Annotated in this window: 12 protein-coding genes and 1 pseudogene; 5 read left to right on the plus strand and 8 right to left on the minus strand. The window is 54.3% G+C overall.

The window, feature by feature from the left end; all coding sequences use genetic code 11:
- The first annotated feature begins 2 nt into the window (after positions 1-2).
- The gene (locus IF189_RS13870) at positions 3-1,406 is read left to right on the plus strand and encodes an efflux transporter outer membrane subunit (RefSeq protein WP_192553511.1); all 1,404 of its coding nucleotides are present in this window, start codon (positions 3-5) and stop codon (positions 1,404-1,406) included.
- Between the two features lie 83 nt (positions 1,407-1,489).
- On the opposite strand, the gene IF189_RS13875 is transcribed toward IF189_RS13870, so the two are convergent.
- The 3 genes from IF189_RS13875 to IF189_RS13885 all read right to left on the minus strand — a co-directional run bounded on the left by IF189_RS13875 (position 1,490) and on the right by IF189_RS13885 (position 4,122).
- Positions 1,490-2,056, minus strand: a complete 567-nt coding sequence (locus IF189_RS13875) for a TetR/AcrR family transcriptional regulator (protein WP_192553512.1) — start codon at positions 2,054-2,056, stop codon at positions 1,490-1,492.
- 134 nt (positions 2,057-2,190) lie between these two features.
- Positions 2,191-3,111 carry a LysR family transcriptional regulator gene (locus tag IF189_RS13880; protein ID WP_192553513.1) on the minus strand — a complete coding sequence of 307 codons (921 nt, stop codon included), beginning with the start codon at positions 3,109-3,111 and terminating at the stop codon, positions 2,191-2,193.
- Positions 3,112-3,147: 36 nt separating this feature from the next.
- Positions 3,148-4,122 carry a quinone oxidoreductase family protein gene (locus tag IF189_RS13885; RefSeq protein WP_192553514.1) on the minus strand — a complete coding sequence of 325 codons (975 nt, stop codon included), beginning with the start codon at positions 4,120-4,122 and terminating at the stop codon, positions 3,148-3,150.
- Positions 4,123-4,396: 274 nt separating this feature from the next.
- Here IF189_RS13885 and IF189_RS13890 point away from each other — a divergent pair, with 274 nt between their 5' ends.
- The gene (locus IF189_RS13890) at positions 4,397-5,056 is read left to right on the plus strand and encodes a carbonic anhydrase (RefSeq protein ID WP_085709845.1); all 660 of its coding nucleotides are present in this window, start codon (positions 4,397-4,399) and stop codon (positions 5,054-5,056) included.
- 189 nt (positions 5,057-5,245) lie between these two features.
- Here the strand turns inward: IF189_RS13890 and IF189_RS13895 are convergent, their stop codons facing one another.
- From IF189_RS13895 to IF189_RS13910, 4 genes and pseudogenes are all read right to left on the minus strand, one after another.
- Positions 5,246-5,605 carry a DUF6124 family protein gene (locus IF189_RS13895; protein WP_085709846.1) on the minus strand — a complete coding sequence of 120 codons (360 nt, stop codon included), beginning with the start codon at positions 5,603-5,605 and terminating at the stop codon, positions 5,246-5,248.
- A gap of 655 nt (positions 5,606-6,260) precedes the next feature.
- Positions 6,261-9,341: an AAA family ATPase gene (locus IF189_RS13900; protein WP_192553515.1), complete on the minus strand. Its 3,081-nt coding sequence runs from the start codon at positions 9,339-9,341 to the stop codon at positions 6,261-6,263.
- Positions 9,338-11,155, minus strand: a complete 1,818-nt coding sequence (locus IF189_RS13905; protein WP_225739964.1) for a hypothetical protein — start codon at positions 11,153-11,155, stop codon at positions 9,338-9,340. Before IF189_RS13905 ends, IF189_RS13900 begins: the two co-directional genes overlap by 4 nt.
- A 190-nt stretch (positions 11,156-11,345) precedes the next feature.
- Positions 11,346-11,606 (minus strand): annotated as a pseudogene (locus tag IF189_RS13910) (PhnE/PtxC family ABC transporter permease); the annotation flags it as partial.
- Between the two features lie 343 nt (positions 11,607-11,949).
- Between IF189_RS13910 and IF189_RS13915 the strand changes: the two are divergent.
- The 3 genes from IF189_RS13915 to IF189_RS13925 all read left to right on the plus strand — a co-directional run bounded on the left by IF189_RS13915 (position 11,950) and on the right by IF189_RS13925 (position 14,616).
- On the plus strand, positions 11,950-12,222 hold the full coding sequence (locus IF189_RS13915; RefSeq protein WP_192553516.1) for a hypothetical protein: 273 nt from the start codon (positions 11,950-11,952) through the stop codon (positions 12,220-12,222).
- 358 nt (positions 12,223-12,580) lie between these two features.
- The gene (locus tag IF189_RS13920; protein WP_192553517.1) at positions 12,581-12,928 is read left to right on the plus strand and encodes an effector-associated constant component EACC1; all 348 of its coding nucleotides are present in this window, start codon (positions 12,581-12,583) and stop codon (positions 12,926-12,928) included.
- Positions 12,925-14,616 (plus strand): OmpA family protein, encoded by a 1,692-nt coding sequence (locus tag IF189_RS13925; protein ID WP_225739965.1) that lies wholly within the window; start codon positions 12,925-12,927, stop codon positions 14,614-14,616. Before IF189_RS13920 ends, IF189_RS13925 begins: the two co-directional genes overlap by 4 nt.
- 228 nt (positions 14,617-14,844) lie before the next feature.
- Here IF189_RS13925 and IF189_RS13930 read toward each other — a convergent pair whose 3' ends face one another.
- Positions 14,845-15,438, minus strand: a complete 594-nt coding sequence (locus tag IF189_RS13930; RefSeq protein WP_192553519.1) for a hypothetical protein — start codon at positions 15,436-15,438, stop codon at positions 14,845-14,847.
- Positions 15,439-15,477: the final 39 nt, after the last annotated feature.

The raw sequence follows: 15,477 nt of genomic DNA on the forward strand, positions 1-15,477 counted from the left end.
CCATGCGTATTTCAGCTTTCTCTACGCTGGTGATCGCCCTGCTGTTGGGCGGTTGCTCGCTGGCACCGACTTATGAACGTCCAGTAGCGCCGGTTGCGGAGCACTGGGCGGGAGAGACGACGAAGCAGGGCAGTCCGATCAATCAACTGGCGTGGCAGACGTTTATCGTCGACCCCGAACTGCGCCGCCTGGTGGTGATCGCCCTGGATAACAACCGCTCACTGCGCCAGACGCTTCTGGACATCGAACAGGCCCGGGCGCAATACCGCATTCAGCGGGCGGACCGGGTGCCGGGCTTGAATGCCGGCGCATCCGGCAATCGTCAACGCTTGCCAGCGGATCTGGCCAGCAACGGCCAGGCAGGCGTTGCCAGCAGTTATCAGGTCGGCGTGTCGCTGCCGGAATACGAACTGGATCTGTTTGGCCGGATGAAGAGCCTCACTGACTCTGCGTTGCAGGAGTACCTGGCCACCGAAGAGGCGGCCCGCGCCGCGCAGATCGCCCTGATCGCCGAAGTCAGCCAGGCGTATCTGATTCACGATGGCGCCCAGCGTCGTCTGGATCTGACGCAACAAACCTTGATCAGTCGCGAGTATTCCTTCGCGCTGATCAGCCAGCGCCGCTCGAACGGTACGGCTACCGCGCTGGACTATCAGGAAGCGTTAGGGCTGGTGGAGCAATCACGCGCCGAACAGGAAAGCAATCTGCGGCAGAAACAGCAGGCCTTCAACGCGCTGGTGTTGTTGCTCGGCACCAAGGATGCGGCGAAGTCGATTCCTGAACGGCTGTCGACGGAGCCAATGCTGGTTCAGGACATTGCGCCCGACACCACCTCGACCTTGATCGAACGCCGTCCGGACATTCTCGCCGCCGAGCATCGATTGCAGGCGCGCAATGCCGACATCGGGGCGGCACGGGCGGCGTTCTTTCCGCGTATCAGCCTGACCGGCAGCTTCGGCACGTCCAGCGCGCAGATGTCCGGTTTGTTTGACGGCGGCTCGCGGTCCTGGAGTTTTGTGCCGAACCTGTCGCTGCCGTTGTTCGACGCCGGGCGCAACAGTGCCGGCCTGAGCCTGGCCGAAGCGCGCAAGGACTCGGCGGTGGCGGCTTATGAGGGCACGATTCAGACGGCGTTTCGCGAGGTCGCCGATGCACTGGTCGCCACCGATACCTTGCGCCGGGAAGAGGCGGCGCGACGCGCATTGGCCAACACCAGCAGCGAAACCCTGAAACTGGCCAAGGCACGTTATGAAGGTGGCATCGACAGTCACCTGCGTTACCTCGATGCCCAGCGCACCAGTTTCGTCAACGAAACGGCGTTTATTGAAGTCAGCACTCAGCGGCAGATTGCCCTGGTCGATCTGTTCCGCTCGCTGGGTGGAGGCTGGTCGCCGGACAAGTCCTGACAACAGCTCCTTTGGGTTGGCACGTCCAGCCATTCAGCCCCGTGAACCGAAAGGTCGCGGGGCTTTTTTTGCCTGGCGGAACGTTATTGAGGACGGGCGGGATTGGCAGCGCCATGCAGGAACATCTGTTCCACCACATTGGCCGAGTTGGCACTGGCGGCACGCCCACGGCGCTCGGCATCGACCATGGCGAAGATCATGGTCAGGAACAGCTCGGTGAAGACCGCCGCCGTGATATCGATACGGAACGCGCCCAATTGCTGGCCGCGCAGAAAAAAGGCATCGAGGGCATCGAGGTAAAACTGCCAGCGCTTGCCTTCATCGGTGTCCGTGAACGTGTCGGGGCGATACTGAAAGAGCAGGAAAACCAGCATTTCACGATGTGCCAGATGCTCATTGACCAAGCCGCGCAGGGCTTGCACCGGATCGCCATTCAACAGGTCGGTCGTGGTGGTGATCTGGTTCAGAACGGTCTCACCGTGGCTTTCCATGATCTGCACCAGATTGTCACGGGTGCCGCAGAAACGGTGCAGCGTCGCCTTGCTGACGCCGGCGGCTTCAGCCAGTTCCTTGAGCGTCGCGCGTGGACGATCAACGATGGCCAGGGCCAGTGCCTTGATGAGTCGTTCGTCTTGGGGAGTCAGGGACATCAGTGGGTCTCGGAGCGAATTTCAATGCGAGGGATTGTGCAGGAAAAGGCCTGTACCCGACCAGTTGAAATTCCCCCGGAACCGCGGCCTGCCTGAGTTTTCGTAGAGTTCTCGCTATTTCGGCGCAGGCTTTGTCATGTCCGCCAGGGTGCACCTTCGGCAAATGCTCTCTCGATCCAGTCCTTGAACGCCGTAGTTGTCGCCGTGTTGAACCGCGCCGACGGCCGCACCAGATATACCCCCGCGTCGGTATCCAGCTGCCATTCGGGTAGCACCCGCACCAGACGTCCCTCGCGCAGGTCTTTGGTCATCAACCAGTCACCACCGGCCAGAATCCCCACCCCCATGCGAGCGGCACACAGCTGTGCTTCATTGTCGTTGCTCACCAGACGGCTCGGCACCCGAATGGCGATTTTCTCCCCGGCACGTGTCAGTTTCCACTCGGGGTACGAATGCAAACCGGTGAATCCCAGACAATGATGGGCGGCGAGATCAGTCGGTGTTTTCGGTTCGCCGTGCTGTTGAAGGTAGGAGGGCGCGGCACACAGGATCCGGCGGTGATCGCAAAGTTTTTTCGCCACCAGTCGATTGTCTGCCAGCTCGCCGATACGGATCGCTGCGTCGAAGCCCTCAGCGACGATATCGACGAAGCGCTCGGCGTATTCAACTTCAAGCGCCACATTTGAATGTGCCAGGGCGAAGGCTGAAACGATGTCGCCCAACCACAGCCGTCCCATGGCAGCCGGCAGAGCAATGCGCAAACGCCCGCGAATTTCGGCAGCGCCCTCGCGGGCATCCTGCTCCGCTTCGGCGATCAGACTGACCGCATGCCCGAACCGGGCCACCAGACGTTGCCCTTCATCAGTGAAGCGCAATTGCCGGGTAGTACGCTCGACCAGCCGTACCCCCAGCCGCGACTCCAGAGCGCCAAGGCGTTTCGAAAGCACCGAGGGATGGCGCTGCAACATTCGACCCGCTGCTGCAAACGAGCCGTGCTCGGACAGGGCCAGCAGGGTGGCGACCTCATCAGCCTGACGGCTATCGAACAGATCCATGCAGCGGCAACCCTCGTGAATGACGCGGTAAAAAACTCAAGGCACCAGCACAACTGCACCCGATAGACCGCCCCGGTGCAAGTCGGCGTGGGCCTGGGCAGCCTCCGACAGCGGATAACGACGCCCGACGTTGGGCCGGATGATACCGGCGTCAATGGCTTGCAACACGTCTTTTGCGCGCTGCTGGTATTCCTCCGGCGTAGCGGTGTGGGCGGCAAGGGAGGGTCGGGTCAGGAACAGCGAACCCTTGGCATTCAGAGTACTGATCTCCACTGGCATCGGCGCGCCCGACGACATGCCGAACGACACCAGCAATCCGCGTGGGCGCAGGCAGTTCAACGATGCCTCGAAAGACACCCGGCCAATCGGGTCGTACACGACATCCACTTTCCTGCCTCGCGTAATGTCGATCACCTTGTCGGCCAGCGTCGCTGCATCGAACACCAGCACCTCATCACACCCCGCCAACCTGGCTTGCTCGACACTTTCAGCGCGGGACACCACCCCTATCACAAACGCCCCCAAATGCCTGGCCCACGGCACCATGATTTGTCCCAGTGCACCTGCTGCGCCGTAGATCAGCACCGTCGAACCCGGCCCGACGGGGTAAGTGGACTTGAGCAAATACTGCGCGGTGATGCCCTTGAACAACGAGGCTGCAGCGTCCTCGAAGCTCAGGCTGTCGGGGATCTTCACCAGCCGATTGGCCGGATAGAGGCGGGCGCCGGCATAAGCCCCGATGGGGCCAGTGGCATAGGCGACCCGGTCGCCGACCACCACATTCGTCACATCGGCCCCTGTTGCCACGACCCGTCCGGCACCTTCAAGCCCCAAACCGGAAGGCAGCGCCAACGGCACAGCACCGGAACGTTGGCTCAAATCGAGCGGATTGACACCAATGGCGAACTGCTCCAGCCAGACCTCGTCGGGGCCTGGTGCCCGCACCTCGGTGTGCTCGAACTGAATGATCCGAGGCTCACCGGTTTGGTTGATGACGGCGGTGGTGACCATGTTGAACGCTCCCTTGAGTTGATGGTGGGGAGAGTTTAATCACGTGCACGGGAAGCACTAGTGGGGATGGTTGCAGTTCATACGTGCACACTGTGCAGCAACGGGCAAAGGTTTCGTGATTTGAATCGATACCCAACGCCTCGACTCAATCCACCGACCGCCATTGATTGAATACATCCAATGCGCGCGAGGTCTGCAATAATGACCACCATTGCGGCGCGAGGGCATGTCGAGTGCTCGTGTCGGTATCCGGCATTTTGATTTGGAGGATTCCATGCGTGACATCATTGATGGCTTTCTGCGTTTCCAGCGCGAGGTCTATCCGCAACGTGTCGAGCTTTTCAAGCAGCTCGCAACAGAACAGAACCCCAAGGCGTTGTTCGTCACCTGCTCGGACAGCCGTGTAGTACCTGAACTCCTCACACAGCGCGAACCGGGCGAGCTGTTCGTGATCCGCAACGCCGGCAACATCGTGCCGTCGTACGGCCCTGAACCGGGTGGTGTTTCGGCCACCGTTGAATATGCGGTTGCCGTGCTCGGCGTTAAGGACATCGTGATCTGCGGCCACTCGGATTGCGGGGCCATGGGCGCGATTTCACGCTGCACCTGTCTGGATCATCTTCCGGCCGTAGCGAACTGGCTTCGCCACTCGGACGCCGCGAAAGCGATCAACGCCGCGCATGAATTCGATACGCCGCGTGACAAGCTCGATGGCCTCGTGCGTGAAAACGTGATCGCACAACTGGCGAATCTGCGCACTCACCCATCGGTGGCACTGGCGCTCGAGCAGGGGCGTTTGAACCTGCATGGCTGGGTCTACGACATCGAGGCAGGCTGCATCGATGCGCTGGATGGCGCCACTCGCCGCTTCATCAAGCTTTCCGACTCACCGACCACCGTTGCCGTCGCTGCGCGCAACGTTGATCAGGTGTAACGCTGAGGGACGAGTCAGGACGGAGATCGCTTCGTCCTGTCGTTCGGGCTCGGGGCGTTTTTGATTCCGGATATGTTTTTCTTCAATCCGGTCACCTGTTGATCGAGCCTGCGCCGAAGTTTTTGCCGTACTGGTTTGAGTGAACAGCTGTAGAAGCAGCCATCGACCGCTTCTACAGCCACCGACCGCTTACGCCACTTCGACGTGATCCAGCGCCTGATTCACCGCCAACCCGGCGACCATCACCACCTGCGCAATCCCCAACGCCGTCTTGCGATGCGAGGGTTCGAGCGTGGACGCAAAGTTATTCAACATCTCGGTGGCCGAACCCAGGGATTCGCTGGCATTGGCCAGCAGGGATTCAGTGTTGTACTTGGGATTGGCCCGGAACATCGGCTCGGGATCGACGCAGCACGACATCACCCGGGAAGACGGGGAGAGGTAGTGATCCAGAGCACGCTCGGCGGCGTCGTGGAATTTCTTCGAATCGGGAAATTCGTAAGGGGAGGTTGGGTCGGTTTCGGGTGGGTTGGGTGTTGGTTTGATCATGGTGTAACTCCTTGTGTCGTCATCAGGAGCCATCACCCACTCGCTACCAAACGATGGGTGGTGGCCATACGCAGGTTGGTAGACCGGGACACAAGGAGACCGGCGCACTCGAAAGTGCCCTGTGCATGGCCACCATAAAACCGGGGCGATTGAACGCCGCAATGGTGTGCTCTGCATCTTGTGTTTGTCTCGGGCTACCAAACCCGATCACTGTTTTTCAGTGACCCAGGAACGATAAAACCCGCAGTGTAGACGCACAAGACGGCGGATTCTGGCGTAGTCGTAGGCAATGACGCAAGGCGTTGTAGCCTTGGGGAAGTTACGGCAGGTTGCTTTAAACGCGGCTGTGTAAAACGCTGATTACTGACATGAGTACCGTCAGTCAGCCCTCCGATCAAGGTGGGTTTCAAGACCAAGTTGCACGTTGCGAATGTCCACTATCGGCCAAAAGAGGCCGTCTGAGCCAAGCAAACAAATTTTTGTGCTAAGCGTAAAAAAAGGAAGTTAAGGCAAAAAAATATTTGCCTTAACTTTATGCCGAATCTACCCGGTAAACGCGGCCAGCGATTCCGACTACGTGGCTGGCAGCGTCGCCCAGCTCCAATGCTCATCACTGATTAGCAAGACGGCTAGAGCGACTCTCGCTTGCTCATCTTCACGAAGCTCGCGATAGCCGCAGTTCCTTAAAGTCGTCCTCCAAGAATCGGAATTTGTGACGAAACAGCCCAGCAAGCTTGTTGTCCGCCGTCGCGAAGAAAATTTGACGAGAACCGCTGATTGCCAGATCTCGCAGATGATCAAGGAATGACAACATGTTGATATCGTCGATGTGTGCCACCGGATCATCGAAGAGCAAAATGGGTGGCCCTGACTGCAGGCGGCCATTCATTGCCAAGAACAACGACAAGGCGAAGGCAGCCCGCTGGCCGGTACTCATTTGGTGAAGCTGAACCTCTGCGCCGTTGCTCCTGCGAATAATTGCAAGCTTGCCTTGATCGGTTTTAAGCTCAAATTCGTTGGGCATGTGGATGCTTGCAAAGGTGCGGGCGATCTCCGCAGCATTTTCAGTCAAAATCTGGTTTGTCAATTCCCCACTAGAACGCTGCTGTGCAAGTTCCCCCAGTACTGCGTCGGCTTCAACTGCACGCTTTATCTGCGTGTCCAATTTGCCGATCTTGGCTTCGAGATCAGCGATAGTCGACGCCTCTTGATTGAATTCCGTATCGTTTGAGGTCTCCACAGCTTCCGCTGTGGCGACGTTGATAAGCATTTGCCGCATTGTGGCAAGGTTGATACCAACCTGTTCGGTGGTCGATTCAGTATCGATTGCTAGGATCGAGGTTAGGGTCTGTCGAGCACCCAAAGCAGCATCCAGATCCTGAAACTGCTTTTTGACAGCCTGGGCGAACTGCTCAGTATCGTCTAGCACTTCAATCGATAAGCGTGCGGCCAAGGCTTCACTTTCTTGCCTTATCTCATTCAACTCCTCAATCGCGGAAGCGGAGGAAGCCTGAGTGGCACTTAGCAATTCCTTCTTGTCAGCCTGCACTTGGAGCAACGAATCGAGAGACGTTAACTCAGTTAGTCCTGCGATCAGTAATTTCCGGGAAAGATCTTCACTAGAAAGACCTTCTGCCGAGAGGTTTTTGATTTTCGATAGACAGGCATCAAGCTCGTACCGGTCTTGCTCCAACGTCCTTTTTTCCTCATCGATCAGCCGGATAGCCTCTTCAACGGTGATGAGCAGATCAGAATGACCGACAAACGATTTCACTGGAATCAGAGTCGCCATCATCACTTTAGCTTTAGCCAGCTCCTCGCTTTCGAACGTGATCGTCGCTTGCAACATCGCTGCATGCTCCGATGTGCTGCCTTCAATATCAGACATCATGCGGGCAAGTAACTGACCTTCCTCAAACTCTGTTTTGCACAGCGGGCAATGGTTCGGATCAACCTGAACTAGTAGTAACTCTTGGGCAGCTACCAGAAGTCGCTGCTTCAATACAGTCATGGCGCTTTGGCTTTTTTCAAAAGTCTGAAGAGACAATCGCGCTGATTCAAGTCGGCGCTCGGACTCCTCTACTTGACCGGTTACCGAAGCAATCACGGCTGCCAGTGGCTGGCTCAGGTACGTCTGGATCGGCTGCATATCTATGAGGCTGGCGATGTTGGCTAACCTCGCGCTCGAAGCACGCACACGCTCTTGAAGATCCTGTGTCTCTTGAGTCAAACGTGAAAAGTCAGTGCGAGCATACGGTAGTAGTGACTCTGTTACAGCGATCGACTCCACGGCGGCCTGCGCTTCCCTGTTCGCATTCGATTGCGCCAACCGAGCGGCATGGGCGCGCTGATCTAGTGCTTCTGCTTTTCTAGCCTCGTCCTCCAAGCTTGCGAGGATCAGTTGAGCGTCACTGAAATTACTGTGAAGTACATCGATCGATGATCGCCGGATAAGTACGAATGCGGATGTGGCCTTTTGAAGTTCATCCCTGAACGCGTCGAGCTGCCCCTTTTCTGCCGGTGGCTGAATCCAGCCCGACGCTCGGGTCGCTGTCAGCAACTCCAGGAACAAACTGTCAGACAGTTTGGGGATTGTTTTGAGGTAGTCCAGGCGCTTTTGAGATGACTCTTTTAACCGCTGATTTGTAACATTTTCTCGGTTTAAACCCTTCAGTCCGTCCTGCAACTGCGTAAGGACGCGGCGCAGCCGATCCCCAAGCTGTTCTGACGCGGCGCCGAGCACCAACCGAGTTACGTCTTCACCAATTTGATCCGAACTCGAAGTAACGCTGAGCTCGACGGCTGCGTCGGTATCGAGAAAGTTGAACTTCGCAAAGCTGTACTGAATAGTGGCGTTCTTTAGGTCGGTTTTGGCGTACCAGCTTGAGTGTCGCGCACGCAGGCGCGTCGTATTCGTGGTCGAATTCAGCTTTTCTCCCGTATCCCCAAAATCCAGCACCACAGATGTTTTCGGGAGAACGGGAGATTCCCGACGATTTGTTCCGCAATAAGCGAACTCAATTGCTTCGAGAAGTGAGGTTTTTCCAACTCCGTTACTGCCGACTATCAGATTGACTCGGCCAAGCTCATGAACCTTTTGCTCAGGGTGAGAGCGAAAACCTGTGATGGTCAGGCTCTGGATAAAATTATCGACTGCGGCCTGTTCGCCGGAAAGCAGGGAAACCGGAGAAACGGTCTTCCCCACCGTGTCGGTTGCACCAGCGACAATTCTGCGTACCGCCTCGGGCACCGTGATATCGCTGTCAAGGATGAAGTTCAGCTTATGCTGGGATAGCACCTCCGACCATATTGTCGCGAGGTCGATAGGCATGGTTCTGACAGCCTGCGGTGTACCTGCATCTGCAAGCAGTGGAGCGATCTCATCTTCTTGAATGACTCGCTTTCGAGCATATTCCCGATCTGCTTCGATCGTTGCTTTCAGCCGACCGAACTCACCACCGTGGGCCTCTTCTTCACTGGTGACGAAGTACAGATAATGGTTCCAGCGCAGATCCGTCGAGACATCACTCGAAAAGTACATCCCGGAGAGAACGTCTTCCTGGTAACTCTTGAGAGAGACCGCAGCTTGCGCTAGCTGATCATTCAGATCGAAGTAGCGCACGGCATAGTCACGCTTACCAAAACGGTCAATACCTCGAAATACGCCATTTCCGACATGCTCAAGATCAGGGTATCGGTCCTTGAGCATTGCCTCAACACGTTGCGCATTGATCATTCTCTGTCCTCTGAAAAATCCACCGGAGACGCGCTGGCGGGTGTGTCGATGAGATTCATCCCCTCAGGGCCTCTAGCGCCGTATTGATTGTCCCTGCGGAACACGACACATATCCTGTCTTGGGCACGTACGATGGCATTGCTAATTTCTTCGGCGCTCAAATCTGCTTTTATGGCCTTATCGGCCGCTTGCGCGATGAGGGCTGAGCGAAGCATCTGGTGTGCGCTTTCGATGGCCGCATCGTTCGCTTGGTCAGAGAGGTAGACAAGTGCCGCAGAACCGAAGCCACCGGCGGTGGGTTCAATGTTGTGATGCGGAGCTTGTCGGCGCCACGAGAATTTGAAACCTTGGGCCAAGTCACGAACCGCCGCCGGCCAGGGAACGGCAGACTGGGCAAGCCCAATTGCGTCGTGTGCGCGCTGCAATCTTTGAGTGCGATATGACACTCCAGGCCGGTTCACGTCCTTATCTTGATGGACTGTTACGCGGCGAATGGATTCTTCATCCCTATCGAGGCGCAGAGCATCCAATTCCTTAGTGGTGTACCACGTGGTTGGTTTGCCTCGAGGCCCCATGAGAATCTCAATTGCACGCTCCACTGCAAGTGGGCTGGCCGTAGATGCTCGAAGTAAATCTGCACTGATCGACCGGTACCCCGCCAGCGCTTCGGCAAAACCGTCATTTGCGACGGCGCCCGGCACCCAATTGCTGGTGTCCGCGTTCCAGGTCCAGCGCTCTTCAACCTGGATGAAGTTCTTTGTAACCAGTGCTTGCTCACCCGGAAACAGGAGCTTCTGCTTTTGCAGAAGAATGACCTGTCCTTCGTAGTTAAGGAAGAAGGCATGCCAACGTTGATCCAGCAGGCAGTAGTACAAACCACCACGATGCAGAGCATCGATCAGACCATCATCGGCGCTGAACTTAGCCGGAGGAGCATACCAAGCCGATCCTGCAACGTTGTTCCATTCAGAAAACCTCCCTCCACCTTTGACTTCCTTGACGTTTTGAGCCCAATTCAAGCACAAAAGCTCTACGTGACTGTTCGATCCAACAGAACAAAGTCTGGTGCGATAGCTTGCGTAATCAGCATGTGCAGGCTTGGGATTGAGCTGGATATGGATCAGAAGACAATTGGTATGGAGGTGATCTACGTGCTCCGTGAAATCGAAGGCGTCGGAACATATGATGGAGGCAAGGCACATGTTTCCGACTGCACGATTGAAGACGTACACCGCTTGCCCTAAGCACAACGAGGTTTGCTCTACATCCAGAGAGTCTCGACAGGCGACAGTCTTGAATTGTGCCAAAAGCACCAACACGGATTGACCATTATGGTCATGAGCCCAGAAGACGTAGAGCAGTGTATCGACATAACGGCGTTGCGCCTCCTGTCTTGGATCGAGCCGCTCGTGAAGAAATACGCAATGGTCTGCACCCTGAAAACGATTTTCCAAGTCCCGCAAAGCATTCGGGGAAATGCTCTCGCATCCAAGCACCCATATAGAGCCGTGTCGCGGTTGATAACGTCCGGCAACTATTTCCTCTACGACAGTCCAGGGGACACAGTATTCGGGGGCGACTACCAGATCCGCATGCTGTTGAACGGCAGATTCGAGAAAGCTGCTACAAAGGGCATGCCCAAGCTCCCTGTCCGCATGGCCAATACGCTGTTCGTTGGCTTCAATCACACCGGTAGGTTGGAGAAGGATGGCCCTATAGGGTTCGCGGGCTGGGTTTAACGCCTGCAAGCTCATCAGCCTAAGGGGGGACACTTGCTCCCGCAGCACTTGTTCTACTTCTACGATCCTTATCACCAACCAATCTCCCGGACCAGATGCCGACGAATTACTTTCGGTACACGCGAAGTGCTCAGGTGATTCAGTATCCTTCTGTCCGTCGAGTGTAAAAAAGAACAATGGAGTTTCGCCGAATCGTGGATTGACCGCTTTTGGCCGAAAACGAACCTTGGCGAACCCCTGTTTTTACTCGGCTTTAGTATCCCACTTACGCCTTAACCCACCGCCCCCGACTCCACGCACTCAACGAATCCACCCCCAATACCAAAACCAGCATAGCCAAAATCACCGTCCCCGCCTGCGCCTCCTGAAACAGGCTCAAGCTCACATACAACATCTGCCCCAGCCCCCCAGCGCCGACAAACCCCAGCACACTGGCCATCCGTATATTGTTCTCCCACCGATACAAACAGTACGCCAGCAACTGCGGCGCCAGGTTCGGCAGGGTCCCGTAACAGAACGCCACAACCGGATTCCCCCATCAAAAATGGACAGATTTATTTTTCAGTGGATGAGGCAAGGGACGGGGCTATTTCTTGAAAGATAGTACTGGGCTTTATTGGCAGAAAGGGAATGGGGGGCAGGGCGACAAATAAATCTGTTCCCTTTGATTTCGGTTTCGATCTGGGGTTTAGGCGGAGTCATCCGCTGCAACACAGTCGCAGTTGGCGAATTTACGAGCCTTTTAGATTGATGATCCGGCGCCATACCTCTTCACTCCCAAGACCCTTTGCGCCGCCAGAGCCAAAGGTGGGTAATGAACTGCTATACCTTCACCTGCTGCGCCGCAGCATAGGGGAGGGTGAATAAGCATGGGATTTTTGGGTGACTCCTATCAGCAGATCATCACCTGGCGCCGGCTGAGCGATTCGAGGGCTGTAAGATACGTCTGTTTCTTGAGTCTCCAGACTGCACAGTACGCGGTGCAAAGCGCTGACTTTTACAGCCTGCCGTTGGACGACGCTGCGCAGACCTTCCTTGATCGCCAACTGATTGAGCTGTTCATCGAGACTTCACCGAGTGAGCGAAGTGAATGGTATCCGAGCCTGACGCAAGCCATGGACGCTCATGATGCAGCATTCTGAAAGCTGAACGGGTGCTAGACATCTCACACAAATCGCGCTGTAGAAGCAGCCACCGGCTGCCGCTCGGGTTCGTTCAAGGACGACAAATAAATCTGTCCCCATTCTCGTTCTGTCCCCATTCTCGTTCTGGAACGGAGTAGAACAACGCGTACATGACCGCCGCGAGCGAGCTGCGGTCTTTGATGTGGCCGAAGCTTAAATCGGCAAAGCTTGCGTGCGCTCAAATGGACTATCCTTTTCAAGTGAGGTGTTAGGGCCCATTTGCTTTAGCCCACACCGCTCTGAGGAAAAACATAGAGCTCTTGGTTGACGCTGGATTGAACGTTAATAAGAAACCGTGTCGCTCAACGAGGTGGAAATGAACACTAATCAGTATCTCTTAACGATTGAAGCCGAAAACGATAGAGACTCAGATTCACAAGCAAGAGCTCTTGCAGATAAAGTCCGAGAATTGAAAGGTGTAGAGAGTTCTGATCGGAAAAAATCTAATGAAAATACAATGGATCTGGGCGCGATTATTAGCGTAATTGCAACGTCTGGAGCTTCACTTGCATTGGCGCAAGGTTTGGCTGATTGGTTGAGGATGCGACGTACAACAAATTTGACTATTGAACGGAATTTGTCGACAAATAGCATAAAGGTAATTGTGGAGCGAATTGATCCAGAAACAGCTAAGCAGATTGTAGAGTTGGTCAGAAGTGCATGATGCGTACTTTGCTCGGCTCTGAGAGCACAATAGCAATAATTCTAGGTGCCAGCGACTGGACGAGAGCCGGCCTAAATAAGGCGAAGTCATTCCATAAGTCTGCCGCCTTTGTTAATAAGTATTTACTTCAAAGCCGTCCTTATGGGTTAGCTATCAATCCAGGACTTGTATTGAATCTATTTGATGACACTGCCCCTCCGAGTGAGCAACTGACGCGCGTACGCGATTTTGTCAGGGAGATCGTTATCGAGAGGCGAGGTACTCAGGATCCTATTGAGGATGTCTTGATTTATTATATTGGTCACGGCACATGCGATGATGGGAATACATTGCACCTTCTTGTACGCGATACACGTGAAGGCATAGAAACCCAGTCAAGCATTTCTACTCCAGACTTAGCAAAAGTTTTAAAAGTGGCAGCTCCCCAACAGCGAAGAATTTGCATATTTGATTGCTGTTTTTCGGAGGGGGCAGTAGATGCTTTCGGTGCTATGGGAGGGTTAGATGAGGCAGTGACAAAAATAGGTGCTGCTAATTTAGTTGCGGACCCACCCAGCCCCCAACGCGGGACAATGCTTCTTTGCTCAAGCCCACGAGGGACTTCGTCAATTGGACTACCCAATGCCGAAAGAACTCTTTTTACTGGAGCCTTGCTACAGGTTCTTCAGAGTGGTTCAAGAGTTTGTAACTCAATGCTGTCTTTCTCAGATGTAAAAGATGCAGTCTATGAAATTATGTTACTGCAGCACGCAGGAATTATAGTCCCCCGCCCCGCACTACATCAGCCACATCAACATGATGGCGACTTGACGAGGCTTCCAGCATTCCCAAACGTACAAGTATTGAGAGAACAGGAAGCTGTACCGCTTGCAAGAGAGGACGAGCGTCAGAAGTACGAACTGCCCCAGAGACAAATAGAGCGCTCGCAGGAAGAGCAGCAGCCGTTAGAGATAAAGAACCGCAAGTATATAGAGAAGCTCAGGCGTGGGCTTAAAGTGTCTATTGAGAGAAGTAGTTTTTTGTTGGCTTTTTTGGTTTCTCGTTTCGTTTTCGTACTGTTGCTAGTACTTGTATTGTCTACAACGCTATTGTTTGCAGTGCTTCGCTCCGACTCTAAAGATGATGTTTTTTTACCGCCAGAGTTGAAAAATCTAAATGACCATATCAATGAATATTTCGAAAGCTCTAGAGAAAAATTTGCAAGGGAGTGGCATGAGTCCTTTGAACAACACGCCAATCCTTCTGCGGAGGTTTCTACGACCAATCAGTCCATTGAGACCAATAGGAGTGATGTGCCTGATGCGCAGGAACAGGAGGAACCGGATTTTAGTGTTTTTAAGATTGTGACTCTTGCCAGTATTTCGTTTGGTTATGATAAGTCAAATATCACAAAGGAGGGTGCGGAGGAGCTGCAAGGGGTGCTGAATTGGATGGCGCGTAATAAAGACTCCATTATTATAGTTGAAGGATATTCTGCTAGAGAGCAGAATGCTGATGGGGTATGGAGTAGCGATGAATATGAGAAGGCTATGTCCGAACGACGTGCAAAAGCAGTGAAAAGTTGGTTGGTAAATAGCGGGGCTTCACCTTCAAAAATTGAAACCGTCGGCTACGGCGTATCGAAAGTTCCGGTCAAAGGTGATGGAAGTGTGGCGTCCAGACGGCGTGTGGAAATTAGAGAAAAGTAAATTCAGTAACATCTCTAGAAGTCTGGCTTGGCTACTTTTGGCAAGCTTGGGCACCATTGAGTACAGGGCAACCCAATCTAAGCCTTACCCCCCCCCGACTCTAGGCACTCAACGAATCGACGCCGAGTACCAACCCCACATCGCCAAAATCCCCGTCCCCGTCTGCGCCAATCTGCTTCTTTAGCAGTGGCTGAAAATAAATCTACCTCCTCGTTTATTGTTATTTCGTCAGCTTTCGTTGATGTGCTGACTATGAGAAAACGCATAGCCAATAATGTAAGAGCCCATTTTATTCATACGAGCCGTCACCCATACGGCATCCATGCCTCGTTTTTTCTGCTCATCCAAGTCTGACTTTGTTGTGCAGAGGTGAATCTTGCGCCGTGTGTTCGGGTCCTCTATCCAAATGCCTGCCTCACAGCGACCGGTCTTTCCGGTGGCGGGCCCTGGAAAGGTTATTTCATACGTTGATTCGTAATTAACGACTTTGCCAGGTAAAAGGTAGGTGCCGACATCATAAGCATGGAGAGAAAAGAAGAAACTTATGCAGAAGCCCCCAAGAAAAGAATCTATTACACGTTTCGCCATTTTTTCGGCAGGGCGGCTGTAGAACGTCCTGCCAGCAAAAATAACTCCAACAAGAGCGCCAAACAGCAGGTATGTCGTCCATTCGGGGATTTCGCGCATTAAAATCGTGCGTGCTGAAATGCGTAAGGCCCAGGACATATAAAAAAACCAAAGGCCCAAAAGCAAAAATACAATGGCTGCACCAGCTATCTTTTTTGAAGTTTTTACAGGTGAGCCAGGTTTCGTTTCTTGCATGTTGTTCTTACTTATGTGTGGCTGATTTATTAAGGTTTT

The organism is Pseudomonas sp. IzPS59, from assembly GCF_014863505.1.
Classification (GTDB): Bacteria; Pseudomonadota; Gammaproteobacteria; order Pseudomonadales; family Pseudomonadaceae; genus Aquipseudomonas; species Aquipseudomonas kribbensis.